Annotated in this window: 13 protein-coding genes; 5 read left to right on the forward strand and 8 right to left on the reverse strand. The window is 71.7% G+C overall.

Annotation, left to right across the window (positions count from 1 at the left end; genetic code table 11):
- Positions 1 to 17: 17 nt before the first annotated feature.
- From rsmD to AB0N81_RS25470, 3 genes are all read right to left on the reverse strand, one after another.
- Positions 18 to 611 (reverse strand): 16S rRNA (guanine(966)-N(2))-methyltransferase RsmD, encoded by a 594-nt coding sequence (gene rsmD, locus AB0N81_RS25460; protein ID WP_365362115.1) that lies wholly within the window; start codon positions 609 to 611, stop codon positions 18 to 20.
- A 53-nt stretch (positions 612 to 664) separates the two neighbouring features.
- Positions 665 to 3,889 (reverse strand): helicase-related protein, encoded by a 3,225-nt coding sequence (locus tag AB0N81_RS25465; protein WP_365362117.1) that lies wholly within the window; start codon positions 3,887 to 3,889, stop codon positions 665 to 667.
- A 97-nt stretch (positions 3,890 to 3,986) separates the two neighbouring features.
- Entirely contained in the window at positions 3,987 to 5,672 is a 1,686-nt protein-coding gene (locus tag AB0N81_RS25470) for a DAK2 domain-containing protein (protein WP_365362119.1), read from the reverse strand.
- A 239-nt stretch (positions 5,673 to 5,911) separates the two neighbouring features.
- Here AB0N81_RS25470 and rpmB point away from each other — a divergent pair, with 239 nt between their 5' ends.
- From rpmB to AB0N81_RS25485, 3 genes are all read left to right on the forward strand, one after another.
- Complete coding sequence (gene rpmB / locus AB0N81_RS25475; RefSeq protein ID WP_016642993.1) at positions 5,912 to 6,097, forward strand: 50S ribosomal protein L28; 186 nt, start codon at positions 5,912 to 5,914, stop codon at positions 6,095 to 6,097.
- Between the two features lie 163 nt (positions 6,098 to 6,260).
- Entirely contained in the window at positions 6,261 to 9,317 is a 3,057-nt protein-coding gene (locus tag AB0N81_RS25480; protein ID WP_365362121.1) for a BTAD domain-containing putative transcriptional regulator, read from the forward strand.
- A 35-nt stretch (positions 9,318 to 9,352) separates the two neighbouring features.
- Positions 9,353 to 10,636: an FAD-dependent monooxygenase gene (locus tag AB0N81_RS25485; RefSeq protein WP_365362123.1), complete on the forward strand. Its 1,284-nt coding sequence runs from the start codon at positions 9,353 to 9,355 to the stop codon at positions 10,634 to 10,636.
- Here the strand turns inward: AB0N81_RS25485 and thiD are convergent.
- Together thiD and AB0N81_RS25495 are read right to left on the reverse strand one after the other, a co-directional pair.
- Complete coding sequence (thiD, locus tag AB0N81_RS25490; protein WP_365362125.1) at positions 10,609 to 11,421, reverse strand: bifunctional hydroxymethylpyrimidine kinase/phosphomethylpyrimidine kinase; 813 nt, start codon at positions 11,419 to 11,421, stop codon at positions 10,609 to 10,611. The two genes, AB0N81_RS25485 and thiD, sit on opposite strands and share 28 nt — an antisense overlap.
- The gene (locus AB0N81_RS25495; protein ID WP_365362127.1) at positions 11,418 to 12,404 is read right to left on the reverse strand and encodes a thiamine-phosphate kinase; all 987 of its coding nucleotides are present in this window, start codon (positions 12,402 to 12,404) and stop codon (positions 11,418 to 11,420) included. Before AB0N81_RS25495 ends, thiD begins: the two co-directional genes overlap by 4 nt.
- Positions 12,405 to 12,614: 210 nt before the next feature.
- Here AB0N81_RS25495 and AB0N81_RS25500 point away from each other — a divergent pair, with 210 nt between their 5' ends.
- Complete coding sequence (locus tag AB0N81_RS25500; RefSeq protein WP_016642988.1) at positions 12,615 to 12,848, forward strand: Lrp/AsnC ligand binding domain-containing protein; 234 nt, start codon at positions 12,615 to 12,617, stop codon at positions 12,846 to 12,848.
- A gap of 26 nt (positions 12,849 to 12,874) precedes the next feature.
- Positions 12,875 to 13,366, forward strand: a complete 492-nt coding sequence (locus AB0N81_RS25505) for a DUF3515 domain-containing protein (protein WP_365362419.1) — start codon at positions 12,875 to 12,877, stop codon at positions 13,364 to 13,366.
- Positions 13,367 to 13,377: 11 nt separating this feature from the next.
- On the opposite strand, the gene AB0N81_RS25510 is transcribed toward AB0N81_RS25505, so the two are convergent.
- Genes AB0N81_RS25510 through AB0N81_RS25520 form a run of 3 tightly spaced genes read right to left on the reverse strand, consistent with a single transcriptional unit; the run spans position 13,378 to position 16,401 of the window.
- Positions 13,378 to 14,535 carry a D-alanine--D-alanine ligase family protein gene (locus AB0N81_RS25510; RefSeq protein ID WP_365362129.1) on the reverse strand — a complete coding sequence of 386 codons (1,158 nt, stop codon included), beginning with the start codon at positions 14,533 to 14,535 and terminating at the stop codon, positions 13,378 to 13,380.
- Positions 14,536 to 14,593: 58 nt separating this feature from the next.
- Complete coding sequence (locus AB0N81_RS25515; RefSeq protein ID WP_365362131.1) at positions 14,594 to 15,622, reverse strand: NAD(P)H-dependent glycerol-3-phosphate dehydrogenase; 1,029 nt, start codon at positions 15,620 to 15,622, stop codon at positions 14,594 to 14,596.
- Positions 15,619 to 16,401 (reverse strand): lysophospholipid acyltransferase family protein, encoded by a 783-nt coding sequence (locus tag AB0N81_RS25520; RefSeq protein WP_365362133.1) that lies wholly within the window; start codon positions 16,399 to 16,401, stop codon positions 15,619 to 15,621. Before AB0N81_RS25520 ends, AB0N81_RS25515 begins: the two co-directional genes overlap by 4 nt.
- Positions 16,402 to 16,449 lie beyond the last annotated feature (48 nt).

Below are 16,449 nucleotides of genomic sequence, written 5' to 3' on the forward strand. Positions count from 1 at the left end.
CTCGCTCTCCGGTCCGGTCATGGCGCGATCACTGAGTCGTCGCACGTAGAGGCGGCGCGACCGTACCAAAACGTCCCTTCGCCGTAGCGACGGGACCTGAGGGCCTCGAAACCCTCCGGCCAGCCGAAGACACCGCCTCTTGTACTGCGTTCAACGGTGACGAGCGCGTCGTCCGTGAGCCAGCGTTCCGAGCGGAGTGTGAGGAGGATCTCCCGAAGATCGTCATCGGTGACGGCGTACGGAGGGTCGAGGAACACCAGGTCGTACGGGGTGGTGGGGGCGCCGCCCTGGACGATCTGGGCGGCTTTGCCCGCCCGCACCTCGGCGCCGGGCAGACCGACCGCCTTCACGTTCTCCCTGATGGTGCGGGCCGCACGGGCGTCGGCCTCGACGAGCAGGGTGTGGGCGGCGCCGCGGGACAGCGCCTCCAGGCCGACGGCTCCGGAGCCCGCGTACAGATCGAGGACGCGGGACCCGTCGAGCGTGCCCTGGAGCGCCTGCCAGGTGGAGAAGAGGCCCTCGCGCGCGCGGTCGGACGTGGGGCGGGTGCCGTTGCCCGGCGGGACGGCCAGGCGGCGTCCGCCGGCCGTGCCGGCGATCACGCGGGTCATCTGATTCCTTCTGGCTGGACGGTGGTCATCCCACGATATGGCGTACGACGGCGTCAGCCCTTGTCGAGGTACTGCTCGCGCTCGGCGTCGAGCAGGGCGTCCAGGGCGGTGCGCAGCTCGGGCAGCCGCTCCAGCTCGGGGTCCCCGGCCACCACGGTGACCGCCTCCTCGCGGGCCGCGGCGATGATCTCCTCGTCCTCGATGACGGCGAGCATCCGCAGGCTGGAGCGGACTCCGGACTGGGCCTGGCCGAGCACGTCGCCCTCGCGGCGCTGCTCCAGGTCGATGCGGGAGAGCTCGAACCCGTCGAGCGTGGAAGCGACGGCTCCGAGCCGGGCGCGGGCGGGGCTCGCCTCGGGCATGTCGGTGACGAGGAGGCAGAGGCCGGGGGCCGAGCCGCGGCCGACGCGGCCGCGGAGCTGGTGCAGCTGGGAGACGCCGAAGCGGTCCGCGTCCATGATCACCATGGCGGTGGCGTTCGGCACGTTCACCCCGACCTCGATGACCGTCGTGGCGACCAGGACCTGTGTCTCGCCCGCGGTGAAGCGGCGCATCACGGCGTCCTTGTCGTCCGGCTGCATGCGGCCGTGCAGGACCTCGACCTTGAGACCTCGGAGGGGGCCGTGGGAGAGCTGCTCGGCGACGTCGAGGACGGCGAGCGGGGGCCGCTTCTCCGCGGTGGCCTCCTCCTCCGCCTTCTTCTTGGCCTTCTTGGGGTCCTCGGCTTCGTCGTCGCCGATGCGGGGGCAGACCACGTACGCCTGGTGGCCGTTCTCCACCTCTTCGCGCACGCGCTCCCACGCGCGGGCGAGGAAGTGGGGCTTCTCCTCGGCGGGGACGACGTGGCTGGCGATCGGCGAGCGTCCCGCGGGGAGCTGGTCGAGGACGGACGTCTCCAGGTCGCCGAAGACGGTCATCGCGACCGTGCGCGGAATGGGCGTGGCGGTCATGACCAGGAGGTGCGGGGGCTGCTTGCCCTTGCCGCGCAGGGCGTCGCGCTGCTCCACGCCGAAGCGGTGCTGCTCGTCGACGACGACCAGGCCCAGGTCGTGGAACTGGACCTTGTCCTCGATCAGCGCGTGCGTGCCGATGACGATCCCGGCCTCACCGGTGACCAGGTCGAGGAGGGCCTGCCGACGGCCCGCCGCCCCCATGGAGCCGGTGAGCAGCGTGACCTTCGTGGCGTGCTCGGCGCCGCCCAGCATGCCGCCCTCGGCCAGCTCGCCCATCATCTCGACGATGGAGCGGTGGTGCTGCTGGGCGAGGACCTCGGTGGGCGCGAGCATCGCGGCCTGCCCGCCCGCGTCCACCACGGCGAGCATGGCGCGCAGGGCGACCATGGTGTTGTGCGTGACCGTGAAGTTGTCGGTGATGTAGGCACGGCTCGGGTGAGCGACGCTGATGCACTGGACCGGCTTCCGCCCGACGAACTCGACGCTGCGGATCCCCCGCCGGAACGTGTCGTACTTCGGCCTCGTGCACACGCGCTCCGCCTTGCGCGTCAGCCTGAACGGCATGTACTCCTCGGGCAACGCGATCGACACGTTGAATGCCGCCTTCGTCGGCAGAACCCTGGCCCTGCCTCCCAGTGAGCGCACGAGCCAGGCGACATCATCGGCGAGCCGGAGGGACGCCGAGCACAGCGAGATGCTCAGCCCGTCCGACTGAATCGTGCCGTCCGTGTCCAGCAGTCCCTGCAACAGGGCCAGTCGATTCTTGATCGACGTGTTCTTGTAGATCTCGGGGACGAATTTCCCGTGCGAGGTCACACCCCACAGCTCCAAGTCGCGCAGAACTTGGATGACGGGGTTGCGCGTGCCGCCCGTACGGTGTGTCAGCTGAATCGTGTAGTCGTACGTGGAACCGTTCGCCTTGCAGAGGTCCAGACGGCATTCCGGCGCCACGGCGTCGGCCGCCGCGGCGTGGATCTCCTCGTCGGCCGTGGACAACCGCAAGTCGTGGCGGAACGACCCGTCGCCCAGCAGAAGACCGAACAAATAGGGATCGAGCGGCAGCGGCTCGTCGTGTCCCAGGTCGGTCGGCGCGGCGGCAGGCAGGTACCACTTCGAGGAACCGTTCGCCTTGCAGAGGTCCAGACGGATCTCTCTCGTCGTCAGGACCTTCGGCGGCTGCCCTCGGTGCCAACCACAACTGGTGCCGACGATCCAGAGGTGCTCGTCGTCACACTCGACAGAGCTGCCGTCGGAAAGCGTCAGACGCCATACGTCCCGCTCGCCCTGCGGAAAGACACCGCTGACGACCGCGGTTTCCCCGGTGGGAACGACCACAAGGTCGCCGGTGTTCATGTCGCCCATCGGGCGGAAGCCTTCGGGAGTCAGCACCAGTGAGTCGAGTGGTTGCGCCTTCCCCGATCCGACCTCCCCCTGGAGCAGGCGGTGCATCGGGTGCTCGGTCGCGAGGTCGTCGAAGATCTCCTTGGAGACCTTCTCCTGGCCCTCGGTGAGTGTGAAGGGCAGCTTGGCGTCGAAGGCGTCGAGGAGGCCGCCCGGCTTGGGCCTGCGGGCGACGGCGGGCAACTGCGCGTCCGCGTACCGCCGCCGGGCGAGGGCTACTTGGAGGACGAAGGCCTCGTCCCACTTCAGGCGGTCGCGGGCGCCGGCGATGTCCGCCTTCGAGTGCGGCCGGTGGATCTTCAGGAGGGCTTCGGGGAGCGGGATGAGGCCGCGGCCGTCGCGGAGGGCGGGCGGCAGCGGGTCCACGGCCTCCTGGGCGCTGGGCAGGACCATGTCGACCGACTTGGCGATCTTCCAGGACTCCAGCTTGGCGGTGGCCGGGTAGATCGGCAGGAGGGCGCCGGCCCAGGAGCCGACTGTCTCGCCGGCCTCGTCCCCCTCGGCGCGCAGCAGTTCGTACGCCGGGTGGGCCAGCTGCATCTTGCGGTTGAAGACCGACACCTTGCCCGCGAACATCGCGCGGGTGCCGGGGAGCAGGTCCTTGTGGGGCTTGTGGATGCCGCGGCCGAAGAAGACGAGCTGGACCTGGCCGCTGCCGTCGGTGATGGTGACCTCGAGGCGCTGGCCCCGGCCGCCGTTGAACTTGAGGATGCGTGCGCTCGCGACCTGGGCGACCACCGTGACGTGCTCGTCCAGCGGGAGCTCGGCGAGGCGGGTGAGCTCGCCGCGCTCGGCATAGCGCCGGGGGTAGTGGTGCAGGAGGTCGCCGACCGTGTGCAGGTCGAGGTGCTCGGCCATCACCTTCGCGGTGGCGGGGCCGACCACTTTCTTCAGGGGTTCTTCGAGCGCAGGCACGAGATCCATTGCACACCACGCCACTGACAATCCGCCGAACGTCCCCCCGATTCACCGGTCCCGTCACCGGTCCCGTCACCAGTCCCGTCGCCGGTCCCGCTCGGTGCTACTCCACGCCGATCAGCAGCAGCGCCGCCTGACGACCGCCGCGGTAGACCACCGTGTCGACGGCCAGGTACGTCTCGCGCACATGCTTCTCCAGCTGCTCCGCGACGGTGTCGGGCACGGATTCGCCGAGTACGAGCGTGACCATCTCGCCGCCCGCCGAGAGCATGCGGTCGAGGACCGAGACGGCGGTGCGGGCCGCATCGGAGCCGATCACCGCGACATCGCCGTCGATCAGGCCGAGCACGTCACCGGCCTGGCAGATGCCCGCCATGGTCCAGGACTGCCGCTCGGCGACGGCCAGTTCGCCGTACCGGGTCGCGCCGGCCGCCGACGTCATGGCGACGACGTCCTCGTCGAAGCGGCGGTCCGGCTCGTGCACGGCGAGCGCCGCGATGCCCTGGACGGCGGAGCGGGTGGGGATCAGCGCGACCCGCACGCCTTCCGTGCGGGCCTGTTCGGCCGCGGCGGCCGCGGTGTGCCGCAGCTCGGCGTCGTTGGGCAGGAGCACCACTTCGCGCGCGTGCGCCCGCCGGATCGCCTCGACGAGCTCGCCGCTCGCGGGCGGCTCCCCCACGTGCGCGGGCACGGTGGTCGCCCCGGCCTCGGCGTAGAGCCCTGCGAGGCCCTCCCCCGGCACGACGGCGACGATGGCGCGCTGCGCGCGTTCCCGGGGCGGCTGCGGGGTGGTGTGCGCGTCGCCCACTCCGAAGTGGGTGATCCGGATGCGATGGGGGCGGCCCGCCTCGACTCCCGCCTCGACGGCCGCTCCCGCGTCGTCGACATGGACGTGGACGTTCCAGAGCCCGTCGCCGCCGACCACGACGAGCGAGTCGCCGAGCCGGTCGAGCCGGGCCCGCAGCCGGGTCACGGCGGCGTCGTCCGCCTCCAGGAGGTAGATGACCTCGAAGGCGGGGCCGCTCTCGTCGCCGGGCAGCTCCTCGCACTCGACGGCCGCCGTGTCCTCGACGGCCTCCACGCGCGCGTGAACAGTGCTCTTGGGGGCGACGGTCCGGCCCGACAGGGCGCCCACCAGCGCCCCCAGCACCGCCACGAGTCCGCGGCCGCCGGCGTCCACGACACCGGCGCGGCCGAGCACGGCGAGCTGCCCCGGTGTCGCGTCCAGGGCCGCGCAGGCCCCCTCGTACGCCGCCCTGGCCACTGCCCCGCAGTCGTCGCCGGTGCCCTCGGCCGCCTCGGCCGCCGCGGTGGCGACCGTCAGGACGGTGCCCTCCACCGGGTGGGCGACGGCCTGGTAGGCGGACTCGGCCGCACTCCGCAAGGCGCGTGCGAGGGTCGGGCCGTCGACGTGATCCGCGTCACCTCGCGGCTCCCCGTCACCCGCCCCGGCGCCCGGTCCGCCCTGCGTGCCGCCGATGACCTGTGCCATCCCGCGGAGCAGCTGCGAAAGGATCGTGCCCGAGTTTCCGCGGGCCCCGATGAGCGCTCCGTGCGCCATCGCGCGCACCGTCTCCGCCAGCGAGGGGAGGGACGGCTCGTGGCCCGTGAAGGCCGCGTCGACCGCCTGGGAGGCGGATTCCACGGTCAGATAGAGGTTCGTCCCGGTGTCCCCGTCGGCGACCGGATAGACGTTGATGGAGTCGATCTCCTCGCGGGCCCTGCCGAGGGCGTCCAGAGCCAGTCGGCACCAGGCGCGCACCGCGACCGCGTCGAGGTTCTGCGGCACCTGTTCGCCTCCTTGACCATGCGCAATGGACGCAGCGTAGACCCAGGGTGAACGGAGGGCCCGGGGCGGGGGCCGGGCCGGCCGTGGTAGTTTCGTTGTACCGAAGCAGTCGTTGTATGCTGCTTCGGTTGCCCGATACGCATCGGGCCATTCCTCCTGGCAACGCCACTTCGATCATTGCACTGATCCCGGCATGCCGGGATTAACCGTAAGTGCATCTGAAGTCTTTGGAGTGACCCGTGGCTGCCAACTGCGACGTCTGTGGCAAGGGGCCGGGCTTCGGCAACAACATCTCGCACTCGCACCGCCGTACGCCCCGTCGCTGGAACCCGAACATCCAGCGTGTGCGTGCCGTGGTGAGCGGGACGCCGAAGCGCCTCAACGCTTGCACCTCGTGCATCAAGGCCGGCAAGGTCTCGCGCTGACGCCAGCGCGGCCACCTAGCTGGTTGCTGAATCAGCCGGTCCCCTCAGGGGGGCCGGCTTTTTCGTCTGCCCGCTCACGGGGGCGGCTTCTTCTTTTTCGTCTGCCCGCGTACGGGGGCGGCTTTTTGTCTGTCCACGCACCCGGGGCTGCCAGAATCTGGCGATGCGCTTCGGCATCCTCGGCCCCCTCGACGTCCGCTCCCCCGACGGCACCCCCGTCGACCCCGGCGGGCCGCGCCCCCGCGCCCTGCTCACCCTGCTGCTCCTGGACCCCGGCCGCACCGTTTCCGTGACGGCGCTGACCGACGGGCTCTACGGCGACGAGCCGCCCGCCGGCGCGGCGAACGCGCTCCAGTCCCAGATCTCCCGGCTCCGCAAACGCCTCGGCCTCACCATCGAAGCCACCCCCACCGGCTACCGCCTCGCCGTCCACCCCGACCACGTCGACCTGCACCGCTTCGAGCGGCTGGCCCGTGAGGGGCGCGAGGCCCTCGGCTCCGGAGACCCCGCGCGGGCCGCCGGACTCCTGCGGGAGGCGCTCGGACTGTGGCGCGGGACCGCCCTCGCCGAACTGCCGGACGCCCGCCCCCTCGCCGCGCGCCTGGAGGAGACGCGCCTGGCCGCCGTGCAGGACCGCATCGACGCGGATCTCGCACTGGGCGGCGGAGCCGAGCTCGTGCCCGAGGTGCGCGGGCTGCTCGCCGGGCACCCGCTGAGCGAGCGGCTGCACGGCCAGCTGATGCGGGCACTGCACGCGGACGGCAGGCCCGCCGAGGCGCTCACCGTCTACGAAGAGGCACGGCGCACCCTCGCGGACGAGCTCGGCACCGACCCCTCCGCCGAACTGTCCGCGCTCCACCTGGAACTGCTCCGGGGCCGGGAGCCCGCACGGCAGCGGGGCGTGCCCGCGCAGCTGACGCGGTTCATCGGGCGGGCCGACGAGCTCACGCGGATCGGCGCCCTGCTCACCGAGGCGCGGCTCGTGACGCTCACCGGTCCTGGCGGGGCGGGCAAGACACGGCTCGCGATCGAAGCGGCCCGTGCGCTGCCCGATGTCTGCTTCGTGGAGCTGGCCCCGCTCTCCGACGACTCCGGAGTGACGTACGCGATCCTCACCGCGCTCGGGGTGCGGGACGGCTTCCACAGCCAGGGCGGCGACACCACGGAGCGGCTGCTCACCGCGTTGCGCGGCCGCGAGCTGCTGCTCGTCCTGGACAACTGCGAGCACCTCGTGGACGAGGCGGCGCGGGTCGCGGGGCTGCTGCTCGGGGCCTGCCCCGGTGTGCGGGTGCTCGCCACCGGCCGGGAGGGGCTCGGGATCACGGGTGAGGTGCTGTGGCCGGTGCCGCCGTTGGCGGCCGGGCCCGCCGCCCGGCTCTTCGCGGACCGGGCGGCCGCCGTGCGGCCCGACCTCGCGGGCCCGGCCGACGAGCACGCCCGGCGGCTGACCGACGAGATCTGCGCGGCGCTCGACGGCCTGCCGCTCGCGATCGAGCTGGCCGCGGCACGCCTGCGCACCCTCACCCTGGACGAGCTCGCCGCCCGCCTCGGCGACCGCTTCCGGCTGCTCTCGCGCGGCGACCGCACGAAGGCGCCCCGGCACCGCACCCTGCACGCGGTCGTGGAGTGGAGCTGGGAGCTGCTCGACGACGAGGAGCGGAAGCTGGCCCGACGGCTGACCGTGTTCTCCGGAGGGGCCACGTCCGACGCCGTGGAGGCCGTCTGCGGCATCCCGTGTCCGGAGGATCTGCTCGCCTCTCTCGCGGAGAAGTCGTTCCTCGATGTGACCGAGGGGCGCTACGGCATGTTGCAGACCATCCGCGCGTTCTGCGCCCGGGAGTTGGCCGAGTCGGGCGAGGAGGACCGGTTGCGGGCCGCGCACGCCGGGCACTTCCTGCGCCTGGCCGAGGCGGCCGAGCCGCAGCTGCGCGGCGGCGGGCAACTGCCGTGGCTGGCCGGGCTCGACGCCGAGCAGATGAACCTGGACACCGCGCTGCGCCACCTGACCCGTACCGCACCGCGCGACGGACTGCGCCTGATGGCCGCTCTCTCCTGGTCCTGGCGGCTGCGCGGCCGCTACGGGGAGCCGACGGCGCTCGCCGTCGACCTGCTGGACGCGGTGGGCACCGAACCGCCGGACGGCCTCTCCGAGGAGTACCTCATCTGCCTGATCAACACGATCGTGGGCGACGGCGCCGACCCGGGCGAACCGGCGCGCCTCGCGCGCGCGGACAGCCTGCTCGCCGCGCTCGAAGGGCCTCTGCGGCTGCCGTACCTGGTGGTCCTCTGGTCGATCGCGGGCGGCCCCGCGCGGGCCATGGAGGACCGGGTGCGGGCCCAGGTCGGCGATCATCCCTGGGGTCTGGCCCTCCTCGACCTCGGGCAGGGCTTCCAGGAGCTCTTCGCGGGCCGCGCCGGAGCGGCCGAGGCGGCCTTCGCGCGTGCGTTGGAGGGCTTCCGGACGACCGGGGACCGTTGGGGCATGGCCAACTGCCTGGACCCGCTGGGGATGTTCGCCGACTGGCGGGGCGAGCGGGAACGGGCCCTGGAGCTGCTCGACGAGGGCCTGGTGTACGTGAAGGAGCTGGCGGCGCCCGAAGAGATGGCCGACCTGCTGCACCAGCGCGCCACGGTGCTGCTGCACCGGGGCGACTTCGAGGAGGCCGACGCCCACTACACGCACTCCGCCGCCCTCGCCCGTACCATCGGCGTCCCCGACAAGGTGGCGACCGCGCGGCGCGGGCTCGGGGACGTGGCCCGGCTTTCCGGTGACACGGCACGCGCGCGTGAGCACTACGAAGCGGCCCTGGAGACGTGCGCCGCCAATTGGTTCAGCCTCGGGGAGAGCGTGCGGATCCTGGTCGGCCTGGGCCGTACCGCGCTCGCCGAGTCCCGCGCGCAGGAGGCGGCGGACTGGTTCGAGCAGGCCCGGGTGCTGGCGTGCGGCACCGATGTGCCGGCCTTCGGCGTCGGCGCCCGTGTCTCGGACACCGGTGAACTGGCCGAGGTGGCCGAGGCGCTGGCGGCCGTGGCCGCGGACTCCGAGGAGGCCGCCCGGCTCCTGGGCGCCGCCCACGGCCTGCGCGGCGCCCTGATCGCCGACGACCCCGACGTCGTACCCATCGAGGAGGCGGCCCGCGCGAGGCTCTCCCCGGAGGCCTATCAGAAGGCCTTCGACCAGGGGCGGAGTCTGCGGTCAGCGGCGGTCAGGGAACGGTAGGCGGACGGTCAGCGGCTGCCCGGAAGCTTCCAGGCATGACGAACTCGAAGAACTCGACGAGCCGGAAGCCGGCCCGGACCGCCACCCACAGCCTCGCCCATCTGAACGTCCTGATCTCCGGCGCCAGCGTCGCGGGCCCCGCGCTCGCCCTGTGGCTGGCCCGCTACGGAGCCCGCGTCACCGTCCTGGAGAAGGCGCCCGCCCTGCGCGAGGGCGGCTTCGCCGTCGACTTCCGTGGCGAGGTGCATCGCACCGTGCTGCGGCGCATGGGCATCTGGGACGAGGTCCACCGCCGCCAGACGCACATGGGCCGCCAGACCATCGTGGAGGCCGACGACAGGGAGCGGCTGGACCTGCCCGCGTTCTTCATGAGCGGTGATGTGGAGGTCTTCCGCGGTGATCTCTCGAAGATCTTGTACGAGCGCACCAAGGACGACGTGGAGTACGTCTTCGGAGACTCCGTCGCCACGCTGACCGAGGATTCCGGAGGCGTCGACGTGACCTTCGACCACGGCGCTCCCCGCCGCTTCGACCTCGTCGTCGGCGCCGACGGGCTGCACTCGCACACCCGCCGTCTGGTCTTCGGCGACGAGTCGCGGTATCTGCGGTTCCTGGGCTACTACGTGGCGGGCTTCGACATGCCCAACCATCTCGGCCTCGACCGCACCGCCCGCGTCTACAGCGAGCCGGGCCGCACCATCATGATCAACAACTACGGCCGTGACTCCGACCGGGCGGGCGTCGGCCTGGTCTTCAGCTCCGAGCAGCTGGACTACGACCGGCACGACACCGCGCAGCAGAAGAAGATCCTCGTGGACCGGTTCGCGGGCACGGCCTGGAAGCACGCCCCCAAGGCCCTGAAGGGCCTTGAGAGCGCCGACGACCTGTACTTCGACGCCATCGCGCAGATCCACATCGACCGGCTCTCCCAGGGCCGTGTGGTGCTGCTCGGCGACGCCGGGTACGGCGCCACGATGGGCGGCATCGGGACGGGCACGGCACTGGTGTCCGCGTACGTCCTTGCCGGAGAGCTCGCGGCGGCGCGGGGCGACCACCGGGCCGGCTTCGCCGCGTACGAGGCGGAGATCCGCGACTACGCCAAGGGCTGCCAGAAGACCGCGGACAACGCCGGTCCCTTCCTCGCTCCGCCGACCGAGAAGAAGATCCGCAGCCGCGACCGGGCGTACCGCGTGCTCGGCTCACGTCTGCTGGCGGGCCTCTTCAAGAAGCTGACGGAGAAGGCCGCGAGCGACCTCGTGCTCAAGGACTACGCGCGACACCCCGCGGGGGACTACGCCTCCCTGAACCGCCAGCCGTGATCCACCGGGCCGATCCCGCCGCCGAGGGCGAACCCGGCGGCGATCGCCCCGGTCACGTACTCCTTGGCCGCCAGGACGGCCTCCGGGACGCTCTCGCCCTTCGCCAGCTGTGCCGCGATCGCGCTGGCGAGAGTGCAGCCCGTGCCGTGCGTGTGGCGGTTGTCGTGGCGCGGGGCGCGCAACACGTGCTCTACGGAGCCGTCGGTGAGCAGGTCCACGGCGTCGCCGCTGAGGTGGCCGCCCTTGATGAGCACCCACTTCGGTCCGTACGCGAGAACGGCGTCGGCCGCGCGTCGCAGGCCGTCCTCCGAGTCGACCTCGACACCCGTGAGTTGGGCGACCTCGTCGAGGTTGGGTGTCGCGACCGTCGCGGCCGGCAGCAGCCTCGTGCGCACCGAGTCCAGCGCGGACGCCGCGAGCAGCGAGTCGCCGTGCTTGGAGACGCCGACCGGGTCGACGACCGCGGGGGCGTCCGTGCCGGCGAGCAAGTCCGCGACCGCCTCGACCAGTTCGGCCGAGGCGAGCATGCCGGTCTTCACGGCCTGTACGCCGATGTCGTCGACGACGCTGCGGTACTGGGCCCGCACCGCCTCCACCGGAAGCTCCCAGAAGCCCTGTACGCCCAGGGAGTTCTGCGCGGTGACGGCCGTGATGACGCTCATGCCGTGCGTGCCGAGGGCGAGCATCGTCTTCAGGTCGGCCTGGATGCCGGCGCCGCCGCCGGAGTCGGACCCGGCGACGGTGAGGACCCTCGGCGGGGCGCCCGTCCCCGGCAGGCCGCTCACTCGGTGGCTCCGTTGCCGTCGTCGTCGCCGTTGTCCCCGAAGTGGTCCCATCCCTTGCTGGTCCACGGGGCGCCGTCCACCGTCACCTGGGGCAGCGCGGAGGGGTTGAGGACCTCTCCGATGACCTTCCAGCGGGCGGGCAGCTTCACGTCCGGCGGGAACGTCGCCACGATCGCGTGGTCCTCGCCGCCGTTGAGCACCCACTGCAACGGGTCGACGCCGACGGCCTGCCCGATGTCGTTCATCTGCGAGGGCACGTCGACGTCTCCGGAGCGGATGTCGATGCGCACCTTGCTGGCCTCGGCGATGTGCCCGAGGTCGGCGATGAGGCCGTCGCTGACGTCCGTCATGGAGGTGGCGCCGAGACCGGCTGCCGCGGGGCCCGCGTGGTACGGCGGCTCGGGCCTGCGGTGGGCCTCCACGAAGGCGCGGGGCGAGCGGAAGCCGCGGGAGAGCACGGCGTGCCCGGCGGCGGACCAGCCGAGCCAGCCCGTCACGGCGACGACGTCACCGGGCTGGGCTCCCGCGCGCGTGACGGGCTCGTGGTTGCGCAGATCGCCCAGGGCGGTGATCGCGACGGTGATCGTGTCGCCGCGCACGACGTCGCCGCCGACGACGGCCGCGCCCGCGACCTGGCACTCGTCTCTGAGGCCGTCCATCAGCTCGGTGGGCCAGCTCGCGGGGAGCTCCGCCGGCACGACCAGGCCGAGCAGCAGCGCGGTCGGCACGGCGCCCATGGCCGCGATGTCGGCGAGGTTCTGCGCGGCGGCCTTGCGGCCCACGTCGTACGCGGTGGACCAGTCGCGGCGGAAGTGCCGCCCTTCGAGGAGGATGTCGGTGCTCGCCACGACCCTGCGGTCCGGAGCGGCCACGACCGCGGCGTCATCGCCGGGGCCGAGCCGTACGGCCGGTGTGGAGGTGAGCCGCGAGGTGAGCTCTCTGATGAGCCCGAACTCCCCCAACTCGCCCACGGAACCCTTCACCGAGTCTCACCATGCCCTTTCACGCTGCTCGGCCCCCGGTCGCGAGCCGTCTCTGTCATCGGTACGGTCGACATGACCGTCACTTCTGCTGTCCGTCCACCACGATGTGCGCGCCACAGGTCGCCCGGGTCTCCCCGTGGCGAGCGGCGACGCGGTACCGTGGCGTCCCTTTCTCCCCCACATGATCCTCGTGGCCGCCCTGGAGGTTCCGTGGTACAGGCGTACATCCTGATCCAAACAGAGGTCGGCAAGGCGTCGACCGTCGCCGAGCTGATCGGCAAGATCCCGGGAGTGATCCAGGCCGAGGACGTGACCGGACCCTACGATGTCATCGTGCGCGCGCAGGCGGACACGGTCGACGAACTCGGCCGCATGGTGGTCGCCAAGGTTCAGCAAGTGGACGGCATCACCAGAACGCTGACCTGCCCGGTCGTGCACTTGTAGCCCCCGTCTACCCTGGCCCGGTGAACATCCCCCGTCTCCGGCGCCGCTGCCTCACAGGAACGTCCGCCCTCGCCCTGCTGATCACGACAGCGGCCTGCTCATCTTCGGACGACGAGGCGTCAGTGGTGGTTCCGTCCCCGGCCGCGAAGGCCGCGGGACTCTGCCGGGACCTGCACGGACAACTCCCGGAGAAGGTCGAGGGTCTGGAGCGGACCGACCCCGGGCCGAAGTCCGAGCTGACCGCGGGGTGGGGAGACCCGGCGATCATACTGCGCTGCGGTGTGAAACGGCCCCCGGAGATGATCGATCCCGCATACGCCAAGAAGAACAGTGTGCGCGTGAACGGTGTCGCCTGGCTTCTGCAGAAGCGCGACGACGGCTCGTACACCTTCACCACGGGGGCGCGCCTCGCCTACGTGGAGGTGACGCTGCCGGAGGAGCGCACAGGGGGCGGCCTGAGCCCGCTCACGGACTTCGCCGCCCCCATCAAGAAGACCATCCCCACGGGGATCGCCTGAGCCCTGGCGCGCTAGCGCAGGCCCGTGGAGCGGTCGAGGGCCGCCTGGATGAGGCGGTCCACCAGCTCCGGGTAGCTGACGCCGCTCTTCTCCCACATCTGCGGGTACATCGAGATGGGCGTGAAGCCCGGCATCGTGTTGATCTCGTTGATCACGAAGCGGCCGTCCTCGGTGAGGAAGAAGTCCGCGCGCACCAGGCCCTCGCAGGACGCCGCCTCGAACGCCTCGACGGCGAGCCGCTGGATCTCCGCGGTCTGCTCGGGCGTCAGCGGGGCGGGCACGATCCCGGGCGTCGAGTCGATGTACTTCGCCTCGAAGTCGTAGTAGTCGTGGCTCTGCACGGGCGGGATCTCGGCCGGGACGCTCGCGCGCGGGCCGTCCTCGAACTCCAGGACGCCGCACTCGATCTCGCGGCCGCGCAGCAGCGCCTCGACGATGATCTTGGGGTCGTGGTGCTGTGCCTCGGCGATGGCCTCGTCGAGCCCGTCGAAGGAGTCGACCTTCGTGATGCCGATCGAGGAGCCCGCGCGCGCGGGCTTGATGAACAGCGGCCAGCCGTGCTCGCCGGCGAAGTCCGCGATGCGCTGCCGGGCGCCCGCCTCGTCCTGCCGCCACTCGCGCGGCCGGATCACCAGGTACGGGCCGACGTTCAGCCCGAAGGAGGCGAACACCCGCTTCATGTAGTCCTTGTCCTGGCCGACGGCCGAGGCGAGGACTCCGGAGCCGACGTAGGGCACTCCGGAGAGTTCGAGCAGTCCCTGGAGGGTGCCGTCCTCTCCGTAGGGACCGTGCAGCATCGGGAAGACGACGTCGACCTCGCCGAGTGCCTTGGGCACGGAGCCGGGCTCGCTGTAGACGACCTCGCGGTTGCCGGGGTCGACCGGGAGCACGACGCCGCCCTCTACGGAGTCGGCGATCTCGGCGACGCTCGGCATCCGGCGGTCGGCGATGGCCATCCGCTCCGGCTCGTCGGCGGTCAGCGCCCAACGGCCGTCCGTGGTGATGCCGATCGGCAGGACGTCGTACTTGGAGCGGTCGATCGCGCTCAGCACGGCGCCGGCGGTGACGACGGAGATGCCGTGCTCCGAGCTGCGGCCGCCGAACACGACGGCCACACGCGGCTTGCGGAGCGGCTGCTCAGGGCTCTGGGGGAGGTTCTCGCTGCTCATATCGCGTTGAGGGTACCCGCTGGCCCCGAAGTAGTCAGGCGTGCCGTCGGCCGTGCCGTCAGCGGCGCTCGGGCTTGGCGCTGCGCGACATGAGGTCCTTGAGGGCGACCACCGGGGGCGTTCCCTCGTGCACGATGCCCACGACCGTCTCCGTGATCGGCATGTCGACGCCGTGCCTGCGGGCCAGATCCAGCACGGACTCGCAGGACTTGACGCCCTCGGCGGTCTGCTTGGTGACCGCGATGGTCTCCTGGAGGGTCATGCCCTTGCCGAGGTTGGTGCCGAAGGTGTGGTTGCGCGACAGCGGCGATGAGCAGGTGGCCACCAGGTCACCCAGGCCCGCGAGGCCGGAGAACGTGAGCGGGTCGGCGCCCATGGCGAGCCCGAGCCGGGTGGTCTCCGCGAGGCCGCGGGTGATGAGCGAGCCCTTGGCGTTGTCGCCGAGGCCCATGCCGTCCGCGATGCCGACGGCGAGGCCGATGACGTTCTTCACGGCGCCGCCGAGTTCGCAGCCGACCACGTCGGTGTTCGTGTACGGGCGGAAGTACGGCGTGTGGCAGGCCGTCTGGAGGCGTTGCGCGACGGCTTCGTCCCGGCAGGCGACCACGGCGGCGGCGGGCTGCCGCGCGGCGATCTCACGGGCGAGGTTGGGCCCGGTGACGACGGCGATCCGGTCGGCGGGGACCTTCGTGACGTCCTCGATGACCTCCGTCATCCGCATGGCGGAGCCCAGTTCGACGCCCTTCATGAGGGAGACGAGGACGGTCTCGGGGGCCAGCAGCGGCGCCCACTCGGCGAGGTTCGCGCGGAGCGTCTGCGACGGCACGGCGAGGACCGTGAAGTCGGCGCCCGCGGCGGCCTCGGCCGGGTCGGTGGTGGCCCGCAGGTTCTCGGGGAGCCGCACGCCTGGGAGGTAGTCCGGGTTCGTCCGCGTGGAGTTGACGGCGTCGGCGAGTTCGGCACGGCGGCCCCACAGGGTGACGTCGCAGCCCGCGTCGGCGAGCACCATGCCGAAGGCCGTGCCCCAGGAGCCCGTTCCGAAGACGGCGGCCTTCACAGGCCCCGTCGAGTTCACGGGGTTCGTCACTTGCTGTCCTCCGAGGTGCTCTTGGCGGCGCCCTGCACGGCGCCGCGGGCCGCTGCCTTGCGTCGTTGTTCCTGCCGCGCCCTGCGCGGGTCGTACGGCGTCTCGGGGGCCTTCTCGCCCCGGACCTCCTCCAGGAGTTCGGTGATCGCGGCCATGATGGTCTCGGTCACCTCCCGCAGCACCTCGGGCGTCGGCTCCTTGTCGTAGAAGCGCGCCAGGTCGACGGGCGGTCCGGCCTTCACCTGGAGGGTCTTGCGCGGGAAGAAGGCGGGCTTCCTGCTGTACGGCGGCAGGGCGAGGTTGGCGCCCCACTGCGCGACCGGAATCACCGGGCACTTGGTCTCCAGCGCGACCCGCGCGGCACCGGACTTGGCGGTCATCGGCCACATGTCGGGGTCCCTGGTGAGGGTGCCCTCGGGGTAGAAGGCCACGCACTCGCCGCCCTTGATGGCGGCGACGGCGGCGCGGAAGGCGTCGAGCGCGTTCGTGGTCTCGCGGTAGACCGGGATCTGGCCCGTGCCCTTCATCACCTTGGCGACAAAGCCGCTCTTGAAGAGGCCGTCCTTCGCCAGGAATCGCGGCACTCGACCGGTGTTGTACTGGAAGTGCGCGTACGAGAACGGGTCGATATGCGAGTTGTGATTCACCGCGGTGATGAATCCACCGTCGGCGGGAATGTGCTCCATTCCACGCCAGTCCCGCTTGAACAGAACCACGAGCGGCGGTTTTGCAATGACCGCCGCAAGGCGGTACCAGAAGCCGATTCTGCGGCGGGACACTCGGACACCTTCCTCCATGTACCTGATCGGCCGCACAAGTGTCGCCCC

This window comes from Streptomyces sp. NPDC093510, assembly GCF_040683555.1.
Lineage (GTDB): Bacteria > Actinomycetota > Actinomycetes > Streptomycetales > Streptomycetaceae > Streptomyces.

Excerpts from the sequence above, each read along its gene's own strand:
- rsmD (WP_365362115.1), bottom strand. The coding sequence starts at position 611 with ATGACCCGCGTGATCGCCGGCACGGCCGGCGGACGCCGCCTGGCCGTC.
- AB0N81_RS25465 (WP_365362117.1), bottom strand. The coding sequence starts at position 3,889 with ATGGATCTCGTGCCTGCGCTCGAAGAACCCCTGAAGAAAGTGGTCGGC.
- AB0N81_RS25480 (WP_365362121.1), top strand. The coding sequence starts at position 6,261 with ATGCGCTTCGGCATCCTCGGCCCCCTCGACGTCCGCTCCCCCGACGGC.
- AB0N81_RS25485 (WP_365362123.1), top strand. The coding sequence starts at position 9,353 with ATGACGAACTCGAAGAACTCGACGAGCCGGAAGCCGGCCCGGACCGCC.
- AB0N81_RS25510 (WP_365362129.1), bottom strand. The coding sequence starts at position 14,535 with ATGAGCAGCGAGAACCTCCCCCAGAGCCCTGAGCAGCCGCTCCGCAAG.